The 24,485-nt window shown below is 69.5% G+C and carries 14 protein-coding genes; 8 read left to right on the forward strand and 6 right to left on the reverse strand.

Features of this window, described 5'->3' with window-relative positions:
* Window positions 1-181: 181 nt before the first annotated feature.
* On the forward strand, window positions 182-673 hold the full coding sequence (locus KUV67_04820) for a hypothetical protein (GenBank protein MBY6204190.1): 492 nt from the start codon (window positions 182-184) through the stop codon (window positions 671-673).
* Window positions 674-828: 155 nt separating this feature from the next.
* Here KUV67_04820 and KUV67_04825 read toward each other — a convergent pair whose 3' ends face one another.
* Entirely contained in the window at window positions 829-1,311 is a 483-nt protein-coding gene (locus KUV67_04825) for a DUF427 domain-containing protein (protein MBY6204191.1), read from the reverse strand.
* 183 nt (window positions 1,312-1,494) lie between these two features.
* On the opposite strand from KUV67_04825, the gene KUV67_04830 reads away from it, so the two are divergent.
* Window positions 1,495-3,603 carry an alpha/beta hydrolase gene (locus KUV67_04830; protein MBY6204192.1) on the forward strand — a complete coding sequence of 703 codons (2,109 nt, stop codon included), beginning with the start codon at window positions 1,495-1,497 and terminating at the stop codon, window positions 3,601-3,603.
* A gap of 84 nt (window positions 3,604-3,687) precedes the next feature.
* Here the strand turns inward: KUV67_04830 and KUV67_04835 are convergent, their stop codons facing one another.
* Window positions 3,688-4,764: a GGDEF domain-containing protein gene (locus KUV67_04835; protein MBY6204193.1), complete on the reverse strand. Its 1,077-nt coding sequence runs from the start codon at window positions 4,762-4,764 to the stop codon at window positions 3,688-3,690.
* A 179-nt stretch (window positions 4,765-4,943) separates the two neighbouring features.
* Here KUV67_04835 and KUV67_04840 point away from each other — a divergent pair, with 179 nt between their 5' ends.
* Window positions 4,944-7,199 carry a M36 family metallopeptidase gene (locus KUV67_04840; protein MBY6204194.1) on the forward strand — a complete coding sequence of 752 codons (2,256 nt, stop codon included), beginning with the start codon at window positions 4,944-4,946 and terminating at the stop codon, window positions 7,197-7,199.
* A gap of 96 nt (window positions 7,200-7,295) precedes the next feature.
* On the opposite strand, the gene KUV67_04845 is transcribed toward KUV67_04840, so the two are convergent.
* Complete coding sequence (locus tag KUV67_04845) at window positions 7,296-8,276, reverse strand: MBL fold metallo-hydrolase (protein ID MBY6204195.1); 981 nt, start codon at window positions 8,274-8,276, stop codon at window positions 7,296-7,298.
* Between the two features lie 210 nt (window positions 8,277-8,486).
* Between KUV67_04845 and KUV67_04850 the strand changes: the two genes are divergently transcribed.
* On the forward strand, window positions 8,487-9,584 hold the full coding sequence (locus KUV67_04850; protein ID MBY6204196.1) for an EAL domain-containing protein: 1,098 nt from the start codon (window positions 8,487-8,489) through the stop codon (window positions 9,582-9,584).
* Window positions 9,585-9,618: 34 nt separating this feature from the next.
* On the opposite strand, the gene KUV67_04855 is transcribed toward KUV67_04850, so the two are convergent.
* Window positions 9,619-11,889 carry a protein kinase gene (locus KUV67_04855; protein ID MBY6204197.1) on the reverse strand — a complete coding sequence of 757 codons (2,271 nt, stop codon included), beginning with the start codon at window positions 11,887-11,889 and terminating at the stop codon, window positions 9,619-9,621.
* 352 nt (window positions 11,890-12,241) lie between these two features.
* Here KUV67_04855 and KUV67_04860 point away from each other — a divergent pair, with 352 nt between their 5' ends.
* Window positions 12,242-14,533 carry a S8 family serine peptidase gene (locus KUV67_04860; GenBank protein MBY6204198.1) on the forward strand — a complete coding sequence of 764 codons (2,292 nt, stop codon included), beginning with the start codon at window positions 12,242-12,244 and terminating at the stop codon, window positions 14,531-14,533.
* Between the two features lie 10 nt (window positions 14,534-14,543).
* Window positions 14,544-16,247: an asparagine synthase B gene (gene asnB / locus KUV67_04865; GenBank protein MBY6204199.1), complete on the forward strand. Its 1,704-nt coding sequence runs from the start codon at window positions 14,544-14,546 to the stop codon at window positions 16,245-16,247.
* A gap of 46 nt (window positions 16,248-16,293) precedes the next feature.
* Here the strand turns inward: asnB and KUV67_04870 are convergent, their stop codons facing one another.
* Window positions 16,294-16,857: a hypothetical protein gene (locus tag KUV67_04870; protein MBY6204200.1), complete on the reverse strand. Its 564-nt coding sequence runs from the start codon at window positions 16,855-16,857 to the stop codon at window positions 16,294-16,296.
* On the reverse strand, window positions 16,854-17,450 hold the full coding sequence (locus KUV67_04875) for a hypothetical protein (GenBank protein ID MBY6204201.1): 597 nt from the start codon (window positions 17,448-17,450) through the stop codon (window positions 16,854-16,856). The genes KUV67_04870 and KUV67_04875 overlap by 4 nt, the downstream gene beginning before the upstream one ends.
* Window positions 17,451-17,533: 83 nt before the next feature.
* On the opposite strand from KUV67_04875, the gene gltB reads away from it, so the two are divergent.
* Both gltB and KUV67_04885 read left to right on the forward strand, forming a co-directional pair.
* Window positions 17,534-22,051: a glutamate synthase large subunit gene (gene gltB, locus KUV67_04880; GenBank protein ID MBY6204202.1), complete on the forward strand. Its 4,518-nt coding sequence runs from the start codon at window positions 17,534-17,536 to the stop codon at window positions 22,049-22,051.
* A gap of 784 nt (window positions 22,052-22,835) precedes the next feature.
* Window positions 22,836-24,275: an FAD-dependent oxidoreductase gene (locus KUV67_04885; protein MBY6204203.1), complete on the forward strand. Its 1,440-nt coding sequence runs from the start codon at window positions 22,836-22,838 to the stop codon at window positions 24,273-24,275.
* The last annotated feature ends 210 nt before the right edge of the window (window positions 24,276-24,485 follow it).

Here is a 24,485-nt window from a genome sequence, read left to right on the forward strand (position 1 = left end):
GCGAGGGGCTCGGGGGCAGCGACTCGTAAAACCCGCGGTTTCGGCGCCGGGGTTACTTCTACTTGCCCCTGATCCCTGTTCCCTGTTCACTCGCCCCTCGTCCCTGCCCCGACGTCCCGGTTCAGAAAGCATTCAGCCGTCGCGGGAAACAATGGCGCCTGCAATGAACCGGAGAACCGCGATGATGCGCCGATTCCTGATCTCGATTCCGCTTGCCGGGATGCTGTTCCTGAGCGGTTGTGCAACGACGGCGGGACCGCGCGAGCAGAACGGCGCGGTCCTGGGCGCCGCCCTGGGCGGGCTGTTCGGCGCTGCGGCCAGCTACTCGCGCCACAACGACTACTACCACGGCGGCGACGGCTTCAGTACCGCCGCGATCGTGATCGGCGCGATCGCCGGGGCCGCGATCGGCGGCGCGATCGGACGCAGCATGGACGAGCGCGATTACGCCCACGCGAGCTACGCGATGGAGCATTCGCGCACCGGCCAGCCGACCCGGTGGCACAACCCCGATACCGGCTACGACTACTCGATGACGCCGACCGATACCTACTACGGCGAAACCGGCCCCTGCCGGGAATACGTCATGGAAGCCACGATCGGAGGCCGGCCGGAAACCGTCTACGGCACGGCCTGCCGCCAGGCGGACGGCAGCTGGAAGATCGAGGATTGAGGCTGAAAGGCAGGGGCCAGGGAAGAGGGGTCAGGGACGAGTGAAAACCGGTGCTGACGACGAAGGGTTTTCGCTGTTTCACTAGCCCCTAGGCCCTAGCCCCTCGCCCCTGGTCCCTTTCCCCTTTCCCCTTTCCCCTTCCCGCTGCCGTCCGGTCACCACCCCCGCGTGCCGGGGCCGCCCTTGAACGGCCCCTTGACCCAGCTCAGGATCCAGCCGCCGTAGAAGTCCCCTTCCTGCGGCTGGACGCGCTCGCCGGCCACGAAGCACGCGCTGACCCTGCGGGCGTAGAACGAGACGTGGCCCTCGAGCCGCTGATCGGTCGGGTCCGGGTAGGCCCAGCAGGCATCGTCGATCCGGCCCGTGCGAGTTTCCAGATGCCAGTACCGCGCCTGGCCCTTCCACTCGCAGAACGTCCGCGTGTCGCTCGGAACCAGGCGGTCGAAGTCCACGTCGTCCGGCGGGATATAGAAGCACGGTGGGTGGGAAGTCTCCAGCACGCGAACCGCGTTGCGGGTGTCCGCGAGCACATGGTCGCCGTGTTCGACGCGGATCGGCCAGTCGATCGCCTCGATTCGCGGCGGACGTGGGTAGTCCCAGACGGACTCGGCATCGGGTAGCGGGGGATTCAGGTCCATGCAGGCAGCCTAGGGGGCCGCCGTCGACCCGTCGTCAACAACCCGTCCTCGATATCCCGCCCGAGGCAGCTCGCCGCTGCGGGGCCTGCGCCTCGAACAGGGCGCGCGCCAACCAACGGCACATGTCCTGCGCCGTCCCGGGGGCGATACTCGGGCCTCGACTCTTCCTGCAAGGACCCGCCCATGCATTGCCGGCTCGCGATCCGACGTCTCCTTCTCTCGGCCGTACTGGTCGGGCCCATCTTCGCTCTCGCCCAGGAGGACCTCGCCGAGGCCGCGACCGGGCCCACCGCAACGCCGGCAGCGGCGAGCAGCGATACCGAAGACACCGCGGCACGCGACTTCGAATGGCTGCGCGAACCGGGCTTCGATACGGTCGTCTGCCCGTTCCGCGGTGCGATCGACTACGACCCGGGCCGGATCGAATGCGGCCTGATCCGGGTTCCGGAGAACCGCGAAGTCGACGACAGCCGGACGATCGAACTCCTGTTCGCCCGCATCAAGGCAACCGGCGAGGACAAGGAAGGGGAACCGGTCGAGATCCGCGACGACCCGATCGTCTACCTCACCGGCGGGCCCGGCGTGTCGATCCGCACCTACGTCGATCGCTTCAAGGATCACACGGTGATCCAGCAGCGCGACCTGATCGTGCTCGAACAGCGCGGCATCGCCAACTCGGGCGATTTCTGCCCCTTCTGGGGCGCCCGCAACCGGGCCGACCGGATTCGGCCCGAATTCAAAGACGCGCAGCGCGCGGCCCTGGACGACGCGCGCGAATGCATCGAACGCGCGCGCGGCGCCGGCATCGACCTATCCGGCTACCACACCTTCGAAAACGCCCGCGATGTCCGCGCCCTGCGATTGGCCCTGGGCCTGGACTCGTGGAACGTCTGGGGCATTTCCTACGGCTCCGTGCTCGGCCAGGCGGTGCTGCAGGTCGACCCGGACGGCGTACAGGCCATGGTCATCGACGCGATCGTGCCGCTGGACCTCGAAGCACTGATGCGCCTGCCGCACTGGTACGCACGGCTGCTCGATCGATTCTTCGAGGCCTGTGCCGCGCAGGACGGCTGCGCAGATGCCTATCCGGACCTGGAGGCGCGCTATCGCGACGCGATCGCGACCCTGCTCGAGCGTCCCGTGGAGGTCGACGTTCCGGCCGGCGAGCTGTATCCGGACGGACGCGCCTGGATCTTCCAGGACGTGATCGCCGGCCTGCCGTTCGGCGTTGCCTACGAGCAGAAGACCCACGCGGCGATCCCCGCCCTCATGGACGGCCTGGCCCGCCAGGTCGAGCAGGGCAACGAGGCCTTCTTCCGGGCCATCGCGCTGGCGGCCGACGACGGCATGGGTATCTCGGTGAGCATGGGCATGGCGGCCGGCGTGCGCTGCCTGGACGGCTACTTCGAGAAGAACGCCGCCGAGGCGTCCCGTGACGAAGCCGAGCATCCGCTGCTGAGCGCGGCCTTCGGCGGCGCCGAGTTCCGTCGGGAGGCCGCCGACCTGTGCCGCGAACTCGGCCTGGCACCGCGCGACGCCTCGCAGTACGCGCTCCGCGACACGGATGTGCCGCTGGTGATCGCCAACGGCGCCTGGGACCCCATCACCCCACCACCGCTGGCGCGCTACGTGGCCGAGAAGATGCCGTCGGCGCGCTACGTCGAGTTCCCCCATGCCGGCCACGGCCCGACCCGCTCGATCGAGTGCGCGGGCGGCTTCATGAATGCGTTCTTCGACGATCCCGGCGCCGAACTGGACATGGACTGCGTCGAGGACGGCGAGGAAGCCGCCGAGTACATCACCGCCTACCTCGCCACGGACGCCGCGCAGCACGCCTTGATCCTGGCCGAAACCGACGAGAAGCGCCTGGCCATGCACGCCGGCTGGATCGGTGCATCCCTGGCCGGGACCCTGGTCGGCCTGCTGGTTCTTCCCACGGCATGGGCATCGCGGCGCCTGGACCGGAGGACCGTCGCCCGCGCCGGCCGGTCCCGCCTGTGGACCGGCCTGGCGGCGCTCGCCGCAGTGCTCTTCGTGGCCGGCCTCGGCATCGGCGGCGCGCTGACCGCGAAAACGACCCCGGTCCTGCTCCTGTTCGGGATCGCCGGGCCGGCCCCGTGGACCGCGTGGTTCGGGCCCCTCGCCGCATTGATCGGCCTCTGGGCGCTGGTCTCGGTGATCCTGTACCGGAAGGCGCTACCGCGGGCCACCACGCTCGGCCTGGTGCTGACCGCTTCGGCATCGATCAGTGTCGGCGTGTTCGGGTGGGCCTGGGACTTGTGGCCCTTCTGACGCTTCTCCGATTCAGGGAGCGGAATACCGGTGCCGAGGGCTCGCGCCGGGGGATCCACCCCGGCCGCCCGCTCCCGCCTGCGCCTACTCGCTTCCGAGATTGAGCCGGTCGGTCTTCGGCGAGATCGGAACGGGGCGGACGCCGTCGCCGGCGTCGGCGACCTCGATCCGGTCGCGGCCGGCCTGCTTGGCGCGGTACAGGGCCCGGTCGGCGCGGGAGACCCACGCCGGCCAGTCCTCGCCCGGCTGCAGCATGGCGACACCGGCCGAAAAGCGGAGCACCTCGCCGCCGAAGGCCAGCCGGCCCGAGACCCTGGCATGCAGCCGTTCGACGGCGCGCCGGGCCGAGTCAGCGTCGTCGCCTTCGAGCAGAACCACGAACTCCTCGCCGCCGAAGCGGTAGAAGCCGTCCTCGGCCCGCAGCGTGGCGCGGACCGCGTCGGCGAAGCTCTGCAAGGCTTCGTCGCCGGCTTCGTGACCCTGCTCGTCGTTGATTCGCTTGAAGAAATCCAGGTCGAGCAGGACCAGCGTGAACGGACGCCCGGTGCGCCGGTGGCGCGCGATCGCGGCATTCAGGTCGCGGCGCATCATCCGCCGGTTGCCGGCAAAGGTCAGCGGGTCCTGAAGCGCCAGCAGTTCGAGCTGGTCCTGGTAGCTGGCCAGGCGGTGGGCGAAGATCCATGCGAAGGTCGTGACCAGCAGCGCAGTGACGACATAGGTCACGCCTTCGAGGGTCGACTCGAACAGGCTGGTCTCGATGATCAGGACCGTGGTCAGGATCAGGTTGGCGACCAGCGCGAAGCGACGGGAAGTCAACAGGAAGTTGACCCAGAGCACGACATAGCCCCACAGGATGCCGGTCCGGCCGAACATGGCGGTCGACGCGATGCAGGCCACGACCGTGGCGGCGCAGAAGAAGATGCCGGCGCGGCGGGTCCGGCCGGACTTCAACGCGTAGACCAGGACCAGCAACATGCTGATGACGATCATCAGGTTGACGGTGCCGCCGAAATAGAACCCGAACGCGTAGCGATAGATGACGAAGCCGGTGACCACCAGCGAGGCCAGCAGTCCGAACAGCACGATCATCGAGAACTGGTAGTCCTCGCGGAACTGCTTGCGCACGCGCGACCAGTCGATACGGCGGCTGGATTCGGTCATGGCGTCGAGTCTCCGGACTTCGACCGCTGGGTGAGAAAAGTGTACGCCATCGCCGGCGCCGCTCGATGCGCAGGGGACCGACCGGCCCGGGCCGGTCGCGCCGGACATCGCTTCGTGCCAGAATGGTCGGCGGGGGACGCACCGATTTCCACGATCAATACCCGAGGGATAGCACCGTCATGAATTCGATTCGACACGGCCTGCTGCTGGCCGCGCTGGGGCTCTGCGTTTCCGTCGCCGCTGCGACTTCACCGGAACAACGGGCACTGGTCGCGCTGGCCGAACGGGCCAATGCGCTGGATCTGCGCGCCGGCGATCTCGCCGACGTCCGCATCCGCGATGCCTACACCAGCCGCCACAACGGCATCACCCATGTCTGGCTCCAGCAGTACGTCGACGGGCTTCCGGTGGCGCTGGGCGTGGCCAACGCCAACGTCGGGCGCGAGGGCGACGTCCTCAGCCTGCACAGCCGGATGAGTTCGAACGCGCTCGCGCGCACGGCGCGGCGTTCGCCGACGCTCGACGCGGTCGAAGCCGCGCTTCGCTACGGGCGCGAACGCGGTCTCGACGGCTCGGTTCCGCCGCAGGTCATCGCGCGCTCCAGCGACGAGGACCTGCTTCTGTCGGGCGGATCGCTGGCCGAAGGGGAGATTCCGGCACGCCTGTCGTGGTACGAACACAAGGGCGATCTCCGGCTCGTCTGGGACCTCGCGGTCGACCATCGCGGCCATTCGGACTGGTACAACGCGTTCGTCGACGCGCACAGCGGCGAGATCCTGTTCGCGGTCAACTGGACGCAGGAGGCGAGCTACCGGGTCTTCCCGGAGCCGCTCGAGCACCCCGGCGAAGGTCCGGACCAGGTGGTCGTGGATCCGCACGACCCGGACGCCTCGCCGCTGGCCTGGCACGACGACGGCAGCCAGACCTACACCGACACCCGGGGCAACAACGTCCGCGCGCAGGAAGACACGGATGCCAACAACAGTGGCGGCCGACGGCCGGACGGCGGGGCGGCGCTGGTGTTCGACTTCCCGATCGACCTGACCACCCAGCAGCCGAACGAGTACGAGGAGTTCGCGGTCACCAACCTGTTCTACTGGAACAACCGCATCCACGACGTGCTCTGGCACTTCGGCTTCGACGAGCCGGCCGGCAATTTCCAGGTCGACAACTTCGGCAACGGCGGCCTCGGCAACGACCTGGTCATTGCCGATGCGCAGGACGGCTCGGGCACCAACAACGCCAACTTCTCGACCCCGCCGGACGGTTCGCCGGGCCGGATGCAGATGTTCCGGTTCACCGGGTCCAGCCCGGCCACGCTCACCGTCGACGCGCCGGCCGCGAGCGCCGGTGACTACGTCGCGGCCGCCGCCGGCTTCGGCGCCGCCGTTCTCGATCCGGGCACCAGCGGCACCTTCGAACGGGTCTCGGACGGCTCGGCCATCCCCGACGAAGGCTGCGGCCCGCTGACCGGCTTCACCGCCGGCAACATCGCGCTGGTCCGGCGCGGCAATTGCCAGTTCGGCACCAAGGCGCTGAACGCCGAGAACGCCGGCGCCGCGGCCGTGGTCGTGATCAACAACAACGGTGGGAACGACACGCTGACCATGTCGGCCGGCAACGACGGCGGCCAGGTGACGATTCCCGTGGCGATGATCGGCAACCAGGACGGCGACGCGATCGTGGCCGACCTGGGCGGCACGGTCACCGGACGGCTGTACAACGACAGCGGCGCCGGCCTGGACCGCGACTCCGATCTCGATGCCGGCATCATCGCCCACGAATACGGCCACGGCGTCTCCAACCGCCTGACCGGCGGCCCGTCGGCGGCGTCGTGCCTGTTCGGCAGCCAGCAGGCCGGCGAAGGCTGGAGCGACTTCCTGGCCCTGTGGTTCACCGCCAAGGTCGGCGACTCGGCCGAGGACCTGCGCGGCATGGGCAGCTGGGCGACCTTCCAGGACAACGTGCCCGGCGCAGGCATCCGCCCCTGGCCCTACACGCGCGACATGAGCGCCAACCCCGCGACCTACGAATCGATCGGATCGGTCAGCGTGCCGCACGGCGTCGGTACGGTCTTCAATACCGTGCTGTGGGACCTGTACTGGAACCTGGTCGACAAGTACGGCTTCGACCCCGATTTCATCGACGGCAACGGCGGCAATCACGTCGCGATGCAGCTGGTCCTCGACGGCATGAAGCTGCAGCCCTGCGGTCCGACCTTCCTGGATACGCGCGACGCGATGCTGCTGGCCGACCAGCAGACCTACGGCGGCGCCAACCAGTGCGAGATCTGGCAGGCCTTCGCCCGCCGCGGCATGGGCGTGGACGCCGACGACGGCGGTGGCCCGACGTCGCTGAGCGTCACCAACGGCTTCGAAATGCCGGCGGCGTGCAACGAGAACTTCTTCTCCGACGGGTTCGAAGCATCGCGCTGACGCGCTGACGCGCCGACGAAGATCGACACGGGCGGCCGGTCCGACCGGCCGCCCTGTCGGTTGCGTGGTTCGAAAGTGCGGGTCGCGGGACGCGCGTCAACCGCCCTTCATGCCCCGGACGTTCAGTTCGACCCAGCGTTCGGGGCCGATGAACCCGCCGCCCCAGAAATCGTCGAAGTCCGCCGTCGGCGCTTCGGCCTGGATGGCGTCGAGTTCGAGACCGGCTTCGAGGTGCTGCTGGAGTCGCCGGAGCACGGTGGCCAGCATGTCGCGGTATTCGCGGACCTGCTCGCGCTCCAGCACCGGCCCGCCGTGCCCGGGGATGAACCGGGTCTCGTCGTCCGCCATCGCCAGCATTCGATCGACGGCGTCGACCATGCCGGTCAGGCTGCCGCCGGATCCGTAGTCGATGAACGGGTACATGCCGTAGAACACGATGTCGCCGGTATGGATGACGTTGGCTTCGCGGAGATGAACCACCGCGTCGCCGTCCGTATGGGCACCGGGCAGGTGGATGGCGTGGACCGTGTGTCCGCCGAGATGGAACGTCACTTCGTCGTTGAAGGTCACGACCGGAAGCGCCGCGTCCGGTGCCGGCGGCACGTCCATGTCGAAGAACTCCATGAACTGGCCGGCCGAGAGACGTTCGCGCACGTTGTCGTGGGCCACGATCAGGGAACCGGACTCCGCGAGGTTCTCGTTACCCCCGGTGTGGTCGCCGTGCCAGTGGGTGTTGAAGACGAAGCGCACGGGCGCATCGGTGATGCCGGCAACGGCCGCTCGAATCTTCTCGGTCAGCGGCGCATACTGGTCGTCGATCAGGAACGCCCCCTGCTCACCGACGACCAGTCCCAGGTTGCCGCCCGCGCCTTCGAGCACGTGGACACCGTCCACGATCGCGGTCGCCCGGATCTCGACTTCGGAAAAATCGCGCTGGGCCGCGACCGGTGCCGCCAGCGCGAGCAGCACGGCGAGGGTCGTGACGAGTAGCGGCGCGGACAGGGAACCGGGCCGGCGCATCGGCAAGCCGGCCGGAGGATTCACGGCGCTGGAGCGCCGATGGGAGGGGGTCTTCATGGTCGATCTCCTGGCCTGGGCCATGCTGCACAAAGGTCCAATATAGCCCCTTGCCGGAATTGCGCGAAGATGGAGGTGCGTGCCGGAGCGGTCGAGCCCGGGTGGGCAGAACGACGACCGGGCCGGCGTTCGGCGATGGATGCGAAGTTCTCTCGCGTGCGCGATGGATGTAGTATCGGGCAGGCTGTGCGAAACGATGGTGCTGACTGAATGGCTCGGAGTGTGTATCTCGAAGGCTTCGCCGGCCGAGGCCGGCCGCCCAAGCGCTTCGACCTGGTCTCGTTCCCGGCCGAGATCGGGCGGCACCCCGATTGCGCGATCCAGCTCAACGTGGCGCGCGTGTCGCGCCGCCACGCCAGCATCGAGCGGCTGCGCAACGGGCTCGTGATCCGCGACCTCGGCAGCACCAACGGCACCTTCGTCAACGGCGAGCGAATCAATGCACCGACCCCGATGGGCCACGGCGACGTGGTGCATATCGGCGACCAGGAATTCCGCCTGATCGAGGACGAGGCCGAGGACGGACCCGCGCCCGACGAGGCCACCCGGGTCGGCATCAGCGCCCTGCCGCACGATTTCCCGACCCGCGTCCGCGAGTTCAACGAGCTCCTGGACAAGGAAATGGTCTGCGCATTCCACCAGCCCATCGTCCATGCCGACGGCCGCCTTTTCGCTCATGAACTCCTCGGACGCGCGGTGCACCCGGCCTTCGAGGCCGCTCCCGGACCGATGTTCATGCTGGCCGAAGCGATCGGCGAGCAGGTCCGTCTGAGCGAACTGTTCCGCCGCCGCAGCTTCATGGAAGCCGAGGCACGTGGGCTCGACACACCGCTGTTCTTCAACATCCACCCGGAGGAATGCCGCGACCCGGGGCGGCTGCTCGGCGAGCTGAAGGCGCTCCGGAAGAAGCATCCCGGCCTCGACCTGGTGTTCGAGGTGCACGAAGCCGCGGTCACCGACCTGGACGTCATGGCGCGCATCCGCGAGACCCTCACGGACCTCCGGATCGGCCTGGCCTACGACGACTTCGGCGCCGGCCAGGCACGCCTTCAGGAATTGATCGAAGTACCGCCCGACGTGCTGAAATTCGACATCGCGCTGGTCCAGGGGCTGGAAGGCCCGGAGTCGCCGAAGTACCGGCTTCTCGAATCGCTGAACACGCTGATCCAGGATCTCGGCGCGAAGACCCTGGCCGAGGGCGTGGAAACCGAGCAGCAGGCCGAGGCCTGCCGCGCGATCGGCATCGACTACATCCAGGGCTTCTACTTCGGCCGACCCGAACCGGTGATGCCTTCGTCCGAGGCCTGACCCTCCGTCTCGGGAGGCCGGGCCCGCCCGGGCATCAGCCGGCCGCCGAGGCCGCCCCGGCGCGCAGGGCGCGCAGCCGGGTGATCACATCTCGAACCACGGACCGGGACGCCTCGCGGGCCTTGTCGTCGGCGTTCAGGCCCACGTACTCCAGCCGCTCGCGCAGCATCGGTCCCAGGTTGCGACGCTCGTGCAGCACCACCACCCGCACCTGCAGGTTGGCCAGGTACTGGTAGTCGGTGCGGCCGTAGAAGTTCAGCTCGCGCTCGCCGGCCGGCACCACGTCGGCGAACACCAGGATATCGGCGCCTTCGTCGGAGGCCGCGCGGACGATGTCGGGCAGCGATTCCGCGTAGCTCATGCCGTCCATCAACTGCTCGTCGAGCAGTTCGAAGGACGCCCGGTTCAACGCCCGCTCGAGCTCGTCCTCGATCGCCGAAGCGACCGCCGGGTCGCCGGCTGCCATGACCACGATGCGGGGGGCCGCCGGGTTCCAGGCGCGCGGCCGCTCGTTCCTCGCCGGCGACGTGACGCGCGCCACGGCCTGCTCCGTGTCGAGGGCGGGCGTTTCCAGTTCCGCCGGCGGCTGCTCCGACGCTTCCGCCGCGAACCCTGCATCGCCCGATTCGGCGCGACCGGCCACTGGGTTCATCGACGAGGCGGTCGAAGCCACGACGCGTTCGGTTGACGCCGGAGCCGCGCCATCGGCGCCGACCGCATCGCCGGCATCTGCCGTCGAGCCGCTCGCCGACGGCCGATTCGAAGCGATCGAATCCGCGTCGTCGGACGACGCCTCGCTCGCCGGCTCGACCGCGAAGCGGAAGCCAGCGCCGTCGCTCGATGCAGCGGCATTGTCCACGGCCGAATCGATCGTGGACTCGCCTTCTGAGCCGGAGGCCACGCCGACCGGCTCGGAGGATCCCGTCGCCGCAGCGGCCAGGGCCGCCGAATCATCGGGCCCGGAGGGTTCGGCGTTGCCGGCCCCGGCAGCGGTCACGGACTCGTTCATCGAATCGTCCATCGCGTTGCCCATCGATCCGCTGGCTTCATCGGCCGGACGACCGACCGCCGTCCCCGACGCGGCCAGGCTGCGAGCGTCCGTGCCGCTCGGCTCGGCCTCGATCACCGCTTCCGGACCGTCCTCGCTCCCGCCGAACCAGGCCAGCAGGGGCTTGTCGCTGCCGGCCAGCAGGTACCAGGTCGATGCGGCCGCACCGCTGAGCACCAGCAGGAGGAACAGCGCCGCGACGGCCAGGCCCTTGCGCGAACCGCCCCCGGCAGGGAAGGCTTCCGTGGTCGCCGTCGGCGGCGCGGTGCGGACCGTCGGCGGCCCTCCGCTGCCCTCGCCCGTCCGTGCCGGCATCGGCGTGGTCGCGGCCACGGTCGCGGCGTTCGTCGACGCCTCGTTTTCCGCGGCCGCACGGGTCGCGGTCGGTCCGGTGGTCTCGACCGCGTCGTCGAGGACCACGGTCTTGGCCCAGCGCGGCTCGCGTCCGGCCCGGTAGTCCTCGATGTCGCTGATCAGTTCGTTGCAGTGCTGGTAGCGCAGCTTCGGCCGCTTGGCGATCATCTTGGCGAGGATCTTCTTGATGCCCTCGTCGACGTTGGGGTTCAGTTCCTTGATGTCGGGAATCTTGGCTTCGACCACCTTGGTCATCATCTCGAAGGGACTGTCGGACTTGAACGGGATGTCGCCGGTGAGCATCTCGAACAGCACGACGCCCATGGAGAAGATGTCCGAGCGCTGGTCGACCTCCTGCGACAGGCAGACCTCGGGCGACAGGTAGCTGGGTGTGCCCATGCCGATGCCGGTGGTGGTCAACCGCGTCTCGGCGTTCTCGTCGCGGGCGATGCCGAAGTCGACGACCTTCACGCCGCCGTACTTGGTCAGCATGATGTTTTCGGGCTTGATGTCGCGGTGGACCACGCCCTTGTCGTGGGCGGCAGCGAGGCCGTTGGCGGCTTCCTGTAGGATCTGCAGCGCACGGACCGGCTGCATCTGGCGCTCGCGCTGGATCAGCGCCTTGAGCGAATCGCCCTCGACGTACTCCATGACGAAGTACGGCTGGTCCTCGTGCCGGTCGACCCGGAAGACCTGGACCAGGTTCGGGTGGTTGAGGTCGGCGACCACGCGCGCCTCGCGCATGAACCGTTCGGAAACGGCCTCGTCCTCGAGCAGCTGATTGCCGAGCATCTTGATCGCCACGTAGCGCTGCAGGCTTTCCTCGCGCGCCTTGTAGACGACACCCATGCCTCCGCGTCCCAGTTCGGAGACGATTTCGTACGGTCCGATCTTCTTGGCCATGCCACCCTCCCTTCGGATGGTCGTTCGCCCGGTTCGGGCGTTCGATGATCATACGCCGCTGGACCCCCGGTTTCGAGGCGGGCCCGGCGGCGGTCCGGGGCCCGGAACGGGTCCGCTGCCCGTACGCTTCCGAAGGGGTCGCGTCGACGCGGATTGCCCGTTGTCGTGGTTCCAGTCTCCACGTACGCACTGAACCCCGACTGAACGACACGGGACGACGGAATTCCGGGCCCGGAGACCCTTTCCGGCCGCAGCGACCGGCCCGATGCGCGCAATCGCTCGCGCCGGGCGGCAAGTTTTGCTACCGTTCCCGATGCCGCTTCGAAGGCGGCGTCGACCAAGGTACGAATCCATGCGGAACGTTTTCTTCGCGGCCGGCCTGGCGCTGGTCCTGTCCCCCTACGCGCTCGCGGGCGAGACCTGGCTGCGCATCGACCGCCCGGACGCGTCGCTGCGGGCCGATCTGCCGGCCGCGGCCATCGAGTATCCGGGCTTCGTCTGGCTGCCGGATGACACCGGCGCGTTCCGGCACCAACGTGCCGGCGGGCGGCTGCACGCGGTGGCCGACCCCTTCGCCATGCGGATCGACGGCCAACGGGTCGACCCCCGGCTGGCCTTCGGGCCCGCAGCGCAGGGCGCATGGCGCGGCACCGCGCGAACCGAGGCCGATTTCCGCCTCGTCCAGTTCCAGGGCCCGATCAAGGGCGAGTGGCTGGAGGCCCTGCGCGGGGTCGGCGCCGAGCCGATCCAGTACATCGCGCCGTTCGGCTACATCGTCTGGGCCGACCAGGACGCGGTCGCCCGCGCCGCGACCCTGGCGCGGGTCCGCTTCGCCGGGGAGTTCCCACCGGTGCTGCGCGTGCCGGTGCAGGCCCGCACCGACGCCGACCCGCACCCGTACGCGATGGCGTTGATCCACGCCGGCACCGCCGAGCGCGTGCTGGCCGCCCTGCGCGACGCGGGCGCCCGGACGACCGATGCGGTGCAGCGGATCGACCCGAACCTCGCGACGGTCCAGCTGCACGCGTCGCCCGACCTGTTCGAATCCCTCGGCCGGGTACCCGGCGTGCTGTCGATCCAGCAGATCGGCCAGGACGCCGGTCCGCGCGGCGAGATGAGCCAGCAATCGGTGGTCGGCGGCTGGGACGCCGGACTGCTGATCCAGCCGGGCTACCTCGACTGGCTGACCCCGACCGGCCTGGACGGCAGCGGCGTCACCGTCGGCATCGTCGACGGCGGGATCCTCCAGACCCACCCGGACCTCGTCGACAACATCGTCCCCTGCGTGCCGGGGGGGATGGGCGCGAACAGCTGCAGCGACGCCAGCGACAGCCACGGCACCCACGTGGCCGGCGCGGTGGGCGGCACCGGCGCCTCGGGAACGGTCGATGCGGCCGGCTTCCTGCGCGGCCAGGGCGTGGCGCCCGGCGCGTCGCTGGTCGAACAGCGCTACGGCCCGTTCCTCGGCGGCGGACCCGGCGGCATGGCGCCGAACGGCATGCTGACGATCTATGCCGACTCGGAGGCCAGCGGCGCCCAGCTGACCAACAACTCCTGGGGCCCGACCGGCACACCGCAGGGCTACGACATTCCGACCATGGAGATCGACATGATCAGTCGGGACGCGGACCCGGTCGAGCCGGGTCAGCAGCCGGTGCTGGCGGTCTGGTCGATCATGAACGGCAACGGCGATTCGGGCGGCGCCTGCGCGCCGAGTTCGCTGGGCTCCCCGGACGAGGCCAAGAACCTGTTCGCGGTCGGCTCGACCCGGCTGCAGTTCAGCAACGGCACCCAGGACCTGGATTTCTTCAGCGTCTCGGGCAACAGCGCTCACGGCCCGGCCTGCGACGGCCGCCAGGTACCGCACATCGTCGCCCCCGGCTGCCGGACCGACTCGACCAGCACCGGCGGCTCCGGCTACGGCCTGTCCTGCGGCACGTCGATGGCCTCGCCCGTGGTCTCCGGCAGCGTCGCCCTGTACTGGGAGCACTACCGCAATCTCCATGCGACCGACCCCAGCCCGGCGCTGATCAAGGCGGTGTTCACCGCGGCCGCCACCGACCTGGTCGGCAATCTCGATGCCGACAACGGCACCCTGGGCCACCGGCCCGACCGCAAACAGGGCTGGGGACGGCTGGACCTGGACGCGGTGATCAACCCGCCGCAGTCGGTCGTCACCTTCGACCAGCAGACCGTGTTCGACGCCACCGGCCAGGACTGGAGCATCGTCCTCACCCCCGAGGATCCGGCCGAACCGGTGCGGATGATGCTGGCCTGGACCGACGCGCCCGGACCCGGCACGGGCGGCACGTCGCCCGCCTGGGTCAACGACCTCGACCTGTCGGTGACCGCCTCGGCGGGCGCCTACCTCGGCAACGTGTTCGGCAGCGACGGCTTCTCGGCCACGGGCGGCGGCCCGGACCCGATGAACAACCTCGAAGGCATCCACCTGCGGCCCGACCAGCACAACGGCCAGCCGTTCACGATCGAGGTCCTCGCCGCCAACATCGCCGAGGATGCGCTGGACGTGCACGACCCGCAGTCGCCGCGCCAGGACTTCGCACTGGCCTGCTACAACTGCCTGGCCGAGCTGCCCGAGGACCTGTTCGCGGACGGCTTCGAATCGCCGGCCGGCGCGCCCTGAGCCGACCGCCGTGTGCGCCATCTTCGGCATCCTCGGCCCGATCGACGGCGCCGGCCTGCGCGGCGATGCGCTGGCCCGCTCGAAGCGCCAGCGCCATCGCGGGCCCGACTGGTCCGGGGTCCACGAGGACGACGGCGCGCTGATCTGTCACGAGCGGCTGGCGATCGTCGACCCGCTCAGCGGCGCCCAGCCGCTGTATTCCACGGATCGCGAGCGGGTGCTGGCGGTCAACGGTGAAATCTACAACCATGCCGCGCTGGAAGCCGAGCACGGCCTGGCCGACCGGCTGCAGACCGGCTCCGACTGCGAGGTGATCCTGCCCCTGTCGTGCGTCCTCGACCCGGTCGAGCTGTGCCGGGCGCTGAACGGCATCTACGCGTTCCTGCTGTGGGACCGCCGGCACGACGACGGGCGCGGCCGCTACCTGGTCGCGCGCGATCCGATCGGCGTTATGCCGCTCTACTGGGGTCGCGATGCGGACGGTCGCCGGGTGGTGGCCTCGGAACTCAAGGCCCTGCACGACCTGTGCGAGGACGTCGAGGCGTTCCCGCCGGGCCACGTCTACGACTCGGCGACCGACACGCTGACGCGCTTCTTCGACCCGGCCTGGCGGCACCGCATGCCGACCGCGGGCGACGACGCCCTCGACGATGTGATCGACGGAGAGGACGAGGCGGTCGCCGCGCTGGCGGAAACGCTGGAGGCCGCGGTCACCCGCCAGCTGATGTGCGACGTGCCCTACGGCGCGCTGCTCTCCGGCGGCCTGGATTCGTCGATCATCGCCGCCCTGGCCGCGCGCCACGCCGCACGGCGGATCGAGGCTGCCGAGGCCGAGCCGGCCTGGTTCCCGCGCCTGCACACGTTTTCCGTCGGACTCGAAGGCAGCCCCGACCTCGCCGCCGCGCGCCTCGTCGCCGACCATATCGGCTCGGTCCACCACGGCTTCGAGTACACGCTCCAGGAAGGGCTCGACGCGCTGGTCGACGTGATCGCCCACCTCGAGACCTACGACGTGACGACGATCCGCGCCGCCACGCCGATGTTCCTGATGGCGCGCCGGATCAAGGCCATGGGCATCAAGATGGTGCTGTCCGGCGAGGGCGCCGACGAACTGTTCGGCGGCTACCTCTATTTCCACAAGGCGCCGAACGCACGCGAATTCCACGAAGAGACCGTGCGCAAGGTCGACGCCCTGCACCGCTTCGACTGCCTGCGCGCGAACAAGTCCACTGCCGCCTGGGGCGTCGAGGCCCGCGTGCCGTTCCTCGACAACGAGGTGATCGCCACGGCGATGCGGATCGACCCGGCGCTGAAGATGGTGGGCCCGGGGCGCATGGAGAAGCACCTGCTGCGCCGCGCCTTCGCGCACTTGCTGCCCGAGTCGGTGGCCTGGCGGCAGAAGGAGCAGTTTTCCGACGGGGTCGGCTACGGCTGGATCGATGCCCTGCGCGACCACGCCGAACAGCGCGTGGCCGACGCGGAGCTGGCCGACGCGGCGGCGCGCTTCCCGATCAACCCGCCGGCAACGAAGGAGGCCTGCCTGTACCGGTCGATCTTCGCCGAACTCTATCCGTCCGACGCCGCCGCCCGCACGGTACCCGGCGGCAAGTCGATCGCCTGCTCGTCGGAAGCCGCGCTGGCCTGGGACCCGGAGTTCGCGAACCGCGCCGACCCGTCGGGCCGGTCGGTGGCAGGGGTTCACCGCGGAGAGTGATCGCCGTCGCTGCCGGCAGCCTGCCCGGCAAGGCGATCGCACGGCTTCAGGAACCCGCGTGCTTCCTGTGCCGCCATCTCGCAAGGCCGCCCCGGAGCGGCACGCCGATCAGCAGCAACGCCATCGGCACGAAGATCCACGGGTTCAGCGAGGAGTCGGGTTGGAGCGCAGCCCACAGCATCCAGGCACCCCCGCCACCGAACACCAGGAGCCCGAGAAAAACGAGTTCGGGCTCGCGCTCGGCCGCCTGCTTCGCACGCCATTCGTCGAGTCCGGACGACGCGCGATCGACCAGTTCGAGATGGTTCGCATGGCGAGCGACCCAGATGGCGTCCAGCCCGGCAACCACCAGTGAGTTGACGAGAACGAAAGCGAACGCGTACAGCGCCTCGACCGCATCCGGCGACCCGAGATGCGGAGCGAAAACGACCGTCAGCAGCAGCGCGAAGCACCCGAGTCTGGCCCACTCGAGCGCCTGGCGCGATTCCACCAGCCGCTCCCAATTCCCGGTCACGCGATAGACGGGGCCGAACGGCAGGCTCGGCTCGACGACGCGCAGGTCCTCGATCATCGACCGGGTCCTGCGCCCGGTGATCGCCGGGCGACTCATGCCGAACACTCCCGGTTCGAGCGCTCGTTCTCGCGGCGGGCGCGGCGCTGGCCGACGCGCAGGTGGACGAGGGCCTGGACCGCGAACAGCGCGGCCAGCGGACCGAAGACCCGCGGATACGCGCCGAACGGCCCCAACGCGATCGCCACGAACAGGATCGCGCTGAACGAGGCCAGCGCGGCCTGGAGACGAAGCTGGCCCGGCGTCCCCGGCCCGGCTGCGGCATCGAGGCGATCCGCCGCGCCGACCGATCGCCAGGCGACCGGGTTCGATTCACCGCGGTGCCGGGCGACCCAGGCCGCAGCGACGCCCCATCGCAGCGCCAGCAGCAGGCCCACGCAGCCCCAGAACAGGACCGGCGCTTCGAACAGCACGAAGCCCTCGCGCCCGGCCGAGACCACTGCGGCCGTGATCAGGATCAGGACACCGGCACCCACCGTCGCAGCCAGCTGCCACAGCGCAAGGTGGCGGAGCCTCCGGTCACGATCCGTCCTCGATGGCGCGGCGAACACCGGGCCGAACGCACCCATCGGTAGCAACAGCCGGTCGGTCTCGCCCGCTCCGGAACGGCACCCGCTCGCAGTCTCGTTCATGAAAGGAATCCCCATTCCCATACGCCATCTTCAGGATAGCCAGACCGGGCGCGAGGCTCAAGGGGGCGCGCCGCGCCATGACGATGGATTCCCTCGAGGGCTTCGGAATTGGCTATGCTGAACGGCCTCCATACGCCGGAGTACGGTCGTTGGCCACGCTGTACCACCCCGACTTCGAGCACGACGCCTGCGGCTTCGGCCTGATCGCCAGGCTCGACGGCCGCGCCGAGCACCGCACGGTCGCCGACGCGGTCCGGGCCCTCGACCGGCTGACCCATCGTGGGGCGGTCGCACCCGACGGGCGGACCGGCGACGGCTGCGGACTGCTGGTCGGGCTGCCGGAGCGCTTCCTGCGCGCGATCGCGGCCGAGAACGGCCTGGACCTGACCGAGCGCTTCACCGCCGGCCAGGTGTTCCTCGACCGCGACGCCGGGCGGGCGGCCGACCAACGAGCGCGCCTCGAACAGCGACTTTCCGAGCAGGGGCTGCCGGTGCTCGGCTGGCGCGTCGTGCCGACCGACCCCGCCCAGCTCGGTGAACGCGCCCGGGCGAGCTGCCCGCGGATCGAGCAGGTGTTCGTCGCCTCGCCCGGCGAACTGGACCCGACGGACTTCGATCGACGACTGTTCCTCGCCCGCCGTCGGCTCGAGGCCGAGACCGGTCCGGAAGACTCGTTCTACGTCGCCTCGCTGTCGGCGGCCACCCTGTCCTACAAGGGCATGGTCATGCCCGCCTGGTTGCCGGCCTTCTTCCCGGACCTGGCCGACCCGCGCTTCGAATCCAGCGTCGCCCTGTTCCACCAGCGCTTCTCGACCAACACCCTGCCTCGCTGGCGCCTGGCCCAACCGTTCCGGATGCTGGCCCACAACGGCGAGATCAACACGATCCGCGGCAACCGCAACTGGGCCCGGGCCCGGCGACACCTGCTGGCCTCGCCGCGGCTGCCGGAGATCGCCGAACTGGATCCGCCGGTCGACCTGCACGGCTCGGATTCGTCGTCGCTGGACCAGATGCTCGAGCTGCTGGTCGCCGGCGGCATGCCGCTACCGCAGGCGCTGCGGATCCTGGTGCCGCCGGCCTGGCAGACCGCCGACAACCTCGACGCCGACAAGCGCGCCTTCCACGAGTTCTTCGCCTTCCACCAGGAGCCCTGGGACGGTCCGGCCGGGCTGGTCATCACCGACGGCCGCTGGGCGGTCTGCGGCCTGGACCGCAACGGCCTGCGCCCCGCGCGCTGGACCCGAACCACAGACGAACGTCTGATCGTCGCGTCCGAGACCGGGGTGGTCGACGTGCCGATCGACGAAGTCGTCGCTCGGGGCCGCCTCGGCCCCGGTGAGCTGCTGGCCGCCGACCTCGCGACGGGCGAACTGCACGACGCCGCGGCAATCGACGAGCGGCTCAAGGCGCTTCACCCGTGGCAGGCCTGGCTGAAGTCCGGCGTGCGCTACCTCGACTCCGAGCTGGTCGACGTTCACATGGCCGCCGAACCCTTCGATGACGCCACCCTGGCCACCTATCAGAAGATGTTCAACCTTTCGCGGGAGGAACGGCGCGAAGTCGTCCAGGTGCTCGCCGAGACCCAGGCCGAGGCGGTCGGCTCGATGGGCGACGACACGCCGATGCCGGTGCTGTCGACCCGCATCCGCTCGCTCTACGACAGCTGCCGCCAGCAGTTCGCGCAGGTGACGAACCCGCCGATCGATTCGCTGCGCGAGAACATCGTGATGTCGCTGGAAACGGGCCTGGGCCGCAAGGGCAACGTGTTCGAGCCGAACGAAACGATGGCCGAGCGCGTGGTGTTGAACTCGCCGGTGCTGTCGCAGCGCAAGCTTCGCCAGCTCGTCAACACGCCGCAGTTCGGCCTGCCCTCGGTGCTGCTCGACCTGTGCGTCGCCGAGGACACGCCGCTGGAGCAGGCGCTGGACGACCTGTGCCGGCAGGCCTCGGAGGCGGTGCGCGACGGCAAGCTTCTGCTGATCCTGTCGGACCGCTACCTCGAGGACGGCAAGCTGCCGGTCCATGCGCTGCTGGCCACCGGCGCGGTCCACCACCACCTGCTGGTCACCGGCCAACGGCCGGACTGCAACCTGATCGTCGAGACCGGCACCGCCCGCGACCCGCACCACTTCGCCTGCCTGATCGGCTTCGGCGCCACCGCGGTCTATCCCTACCTGGTCTACCAGACACTCCAGGCCATGGTGACCTCGGGCGAGATCGAGCACCCGCGCGACCGCGCGCTCCAGCTCGGCCGATCCTACCGCCGCGGCATCCGCAAGGGCCTGTACAAGATCCTGTCGAAGATGGGGATTTCGACCATCGGTTCCTACCGCGGCGCCCAGTTGTTCGAACTGGTCGGGCTCGCCGACGAGGTGGTCGATACCTGTTTCCCGGGCGCGGTCTCACGGCTCGGAGGCGCCACCTTCAACGACCTGTGGGAGGACCAGAAGGCGCTGGCCCGCTGGGCGCGCGATCGCCGGATGCCGATTGAGCACGGGGGCCTGTACCGCTACGTCCACGGCGGCGAATACCACGCCTGGAACCCGGACGTGGTCACCGCCCTGCGCACCGCCGCACGCACCGGGCGGCGCGAGGACTATCGCCGCTACGCCGCCCTGGTCGACCGGCGCGAACCGGCGATGTTGCGCGATCTTCTTCGATTGACCAGCGATATAGATCCGATCTCCGTCGATCAGGTCGAATCGGTCGAATCCATTGTCAAGCGCTTCGATTCCGCCGGAATGAGTCTGGGTGCCCTGTCGCCGGAAGCCCACGAGGCGCTGGCGATCGCGATGAACCGGCTCGGCGCGCGCTCCAATTCCGGCGAGGGCGGCGAGGATCCGGTGCGCTACGGCACGGAGAAAGCATCGAAGATCAAGCAGGTCGCTTCGGGCCGCTTCGGGGTGACGCCCGACTACCTCGTCTCGGCCGAGGTCATCCAGATCAAGATCGCCCAGGGCGCCAAGCCCGGCGAAGGCGGCCAACTGCCCGGCCACAAGGTCGACGACCTGATCGCCAGGCTGCGCTTCGCCACCCCCGGCGTCGGCCTGATCTCGCCGCCGCCGCACCACGACATCTACTCGATCGAGGACCTGGCCCAGCTGATCTACGACCTCAAGGAAGTCAACCCGCAGGCCCTGGTCTCGGTCAAGCTGGTCGCCGAGCCCGGGGTCGGGACGATCGCCGCCGGCGTGGTCAAGGCCTATGCGGACCTGATCACCGTTTCCGGCTACGACGGCGGCACCGGCGCCAGCCCGCTGACTTCGGTGAAGTACGCCGGCGCACCGTGGGAAACGGGCCTGGCCGAGGTGCGCCAGGTGCTGCGCGCGAACGGCCTCCGGGGGCAGGTACGGATCCAGGCCGACGGCGGCCTGAAGACCGGGCTGGACGTGCTCAAGGCCGCGGCCCTCGGCGCCGAGAGCTTCGGCTTCGGCACGGCGCCGATGATCGCGCTGGGCTGCAAGTACCTGCGCATCTGCCACCTGAACAACTGCGCGACCGGCGTGGCGACGCAGAACCGGGTGCTGCGCGAGCAGCATTTCGTCGGCCTGCCCGACATGGTCGTCAACTATTTCCTGGGCGTGGCCCAGGACGTGCGCGAGGGCCTGGCGGCGCTGGGCCTTCGATCGCTCGACGCGCTGATCGGGCGGACCGGGTTTCTCGAGCGGATCGACGGGCTGACCGAGCGGCAGAACCGGCTGGACCTGCAGCCGCTGCTCGACGATGACGGCGTCCCCGACGCGGTCGAGCGGTTCTGCACCGTCGATCGCAATCCGCCCCACGACCCGGGCCGGCTGGCCGCGCGGATCGCCGACGACACCGCGGAAGCCGTGGCCTCCGGCGAAGGCGGCGAATTCCACTACTCGATCCGCAACCACGATCGTTCGATCGGCGCGCGGCTGTCCGGGGCCATCGCCCGTGCGCACGGTCCCGACGGCCTGCGCGACGCGCCCTTGACGCTGAAGCTCGACGGGACCGCCGGGCAGAGCCTCGGCGCGTTCAACGCCGCCGGGCTGCACATCGAACTGATCGGAGAGGCCAACGACTATGTCGGCAAGGGCATGGCCGGCGGCCGCATCGTACTGCGACCGCCGAACGGCATCCGCTATCGAGCCGCCGACACGCCGATCCTGGGCAACACCTGCCTGTACGGCGCGACCGGCGGCGCACTGTTCGCGGCCGGAACCGCCGGCGAACGCTTCGCCGTCCGCAACTCCGGCGCCGTCGCGGTGGTCGAGGGCGCAGGCGATCACGCCTGCGAATACATGACCGGCGGCGTGGCCGTGGTTCTCGGCCGAACGGGCATCAACTTCGGCGCCGGCATGACCGGCGGCTTCGCCTACGTCCTCGACCTGGACCGCGGTTTCGTCGACCGTTACAACCACGAACTGATCGACATCCATCACATCGCGCCGGAAACCATGGAAAGCCACGTCCACCACCTCCGGGGCCTGGTCCAGCGGCACCACGAGCACACCGGCAGCGCCTGGGCGGCCGAGATCCTCGACGACTTCCGCCGGATGCTGCCGAAGGTCTGGCTGGTCACGCCGAAGGCGACCGACCTCGAGAAACTGATCCGCGGCCTGCGGGAGGCGGCATGATGGTCGGGGATGGATTGTCGAAGGGGTTCGACGCTTCGTCTTGTCGTGCTCGCGCGGCGCGCGGCCAGCGCGCAAGCGAGCATCACGCGGCGTCGAGATCGCAGGCAGCAACTTCAAAAGCGTTTCGCGCGCCTGCTTCGCAGGCTTCCGCGAGGTACTTTTGTGGCGTCAAAAGTACCCAAAACCGCTGCGCGAACATCGCCGCCGGGGCTACGCCCCGGTGCCCTGCGATGCTCGGTGCGAGCGGGGCCAAAAGAACTCGCTGCGCTCGGACAGCTTTTGGCCTCTTTCCGCTCGCCCCTGCGCTTCTCGGCGGCGCTGACGGCGGGGAACGTCAAGAGCCGACCCGCGCCGGATTCGAAGGCTTGTCTCTTCCCGTCGCCCCGGGCTTGAACCGGGGCCCGGCGACTTCGATCGAAACCCGGAACGTCACTGGACCCCGGCGCTCGGGCCGGGGCGAGGGGTTGGAGGAGGCGATGGATCCTTTCTGCCTGGAAGGCGCCGAGACTCGCAGGTCCGCGCGGAACGAGGGATTCCGCATGTCTGAGCGAAAGGAGCGTAGCGACTGCAGCGAGTTCGGAATCCCCCGCGCGGACCGAGAATCGAGGGAACCCGCGCAGCGGGCGCCTTCCCGGCACGAGCATTTTTGGTTCCTTTTGTTGCGACAAAAGGGACTCGCATCAGCTCGCGCAGCGAGCGGCGAAATGGGGTTGATGCCGCGCCATGCCATTCGCAAAAGCGGTCGTGCGCCCGCTGCGCAACGAGGAGAAGAGGAAGCAACCCGATGAGCAAACCATCGCACCTCCACTTCCTCGAAACCCCCCGCCAGGACCCGAAGGAAACCCCGGTGCCGATCCGGGTCCGCGACTGGAACGAGATCTACGGCCAGTACGACCCGGCCGGGGCCGCCGACCAGTCGGCGCGCTGCATCAATTGCGGCAATCCGTACTGCGAATGGGAATGCCCGGTGCACAACTACATCCCGGACTGGCTGCGGCTGGTCCGGCAGGGCCGCCTGTTCGAAGCGGCCGAGCTCTCGCACCGGACCAATTCGCTGCCTGAGATCTGCGGCCGGATCTGCCCGCAGGACCGGCTCTGCGAGGGCGCCTGCACGCTCAATGACGGGCTCGGTGCGGTGACCATCGGCTCGATCGAGAAGTACATCACCGACGAGGCCTTGAAACAGGGCTGGCGGCCGGACCTCTCGCAGGTGGTTGCGACCGGCCGGCGCGTGGCGATCGTCGGCGCCGGGCCGGCCGGGTTGGCCTGTGCCGACGTGCTGGTCCGCAACGGGATCGAAGCGGTGGTGTTCGACCGCAACGCCCGGATCGGCGGCCTGCTGACCTGGGGCATTCCGCCCTTCAAGCTCGACAAGGACGTAGTCGAGACCCGGCGCGAGGTGCTCGAGGGGATGGGCGTGTCCTTCCGCCTCGGCACGGAAGTCGGCCGCGACGTCGATCCGGACGATCTGCTGGCCGAGTTCGACGCGGTCTTTCTCGGCCTGGGCACCTATCGCTACGTCACCGGCGGGTTTCCCGGCGAGGACCTCGACGGCGTGGTCGAGTCGCTGCCCTTCCTGATCGGCAACGTGCACCGGGTCCTCGGCTCCAGCGACGAGCGCTTTCCCTACGTCGATGTCCGGGGCAAGCGCGTGGTCGTGCTCGGCGGCGGCGATACGGCGATGGACTGCGTGCGCACGTCCATTCGCCAGGGTGCGTTCTCGGTGACCTGCGTCTATCGGCGCGACGAAGCCAACATGCCCGGCAGCCGCCGCGAGGTGAAGAACGCGCGCGACGAGGGCGTGGAATTCCTGTTCAACCGGCAGCCGGTCGCGATCCGCGGCAGCAACGCGGTGGAGGGCGTGGCGCTCGTCGAAACCGCGCTGGGTACACCGGACGCCGGCGGGCGACGCCGGCCCGAAGCGGTGCCGGACAGCGAGCATGCCCTACCCGCCGATGTCGTCATCGTGGCCTTCGGCTTCCGCCCGGACCCCCGCGACTGGATGACCGGAGCCGGCATCGCCGTCCATGCCGATGGACGGGTCCGGGTCGGCGATCCGGCCGGGGGCGGACCGGCCCTTCCGTTCCAGACCTCGCACCCGCGCGTGTTTGCCGGCGGCGACATGGTCCGCGGCGCGGACCTGGTGGTCACCGCGGTGTTCGAGGGACGTGAGGCGGCGGCGTCCATCGTGCGCTCCTTCGATCGCGACGGGCAGGCGCGCTAGGACCCGCCCCCGGGGGGCGCGGATCGACCGTGCGCGGAGCCTGCCGCAACCCGTTCGGCTAAGCGCCCGATACCGTCGAACGGATCACGCTCCGACGCCGCGACCATGATGGATTGCGCAAATCAGGATGTATACTCGATCCATCGGGTCGTTGATCCGCACCTCCCGGGGGTTCGGATCGGGTCGCGAAGCCGTTTGCGGCCGCCCGGG

Origin of the sequence: Halomonas denitrificans (genome assembly GCA_019800895.1) — a bacterium.
GTDB lineage: Bacteria > Pseudomonadota > Gammaproteobacteria > Xanthomonadales > Wenzhouxiangellaceae.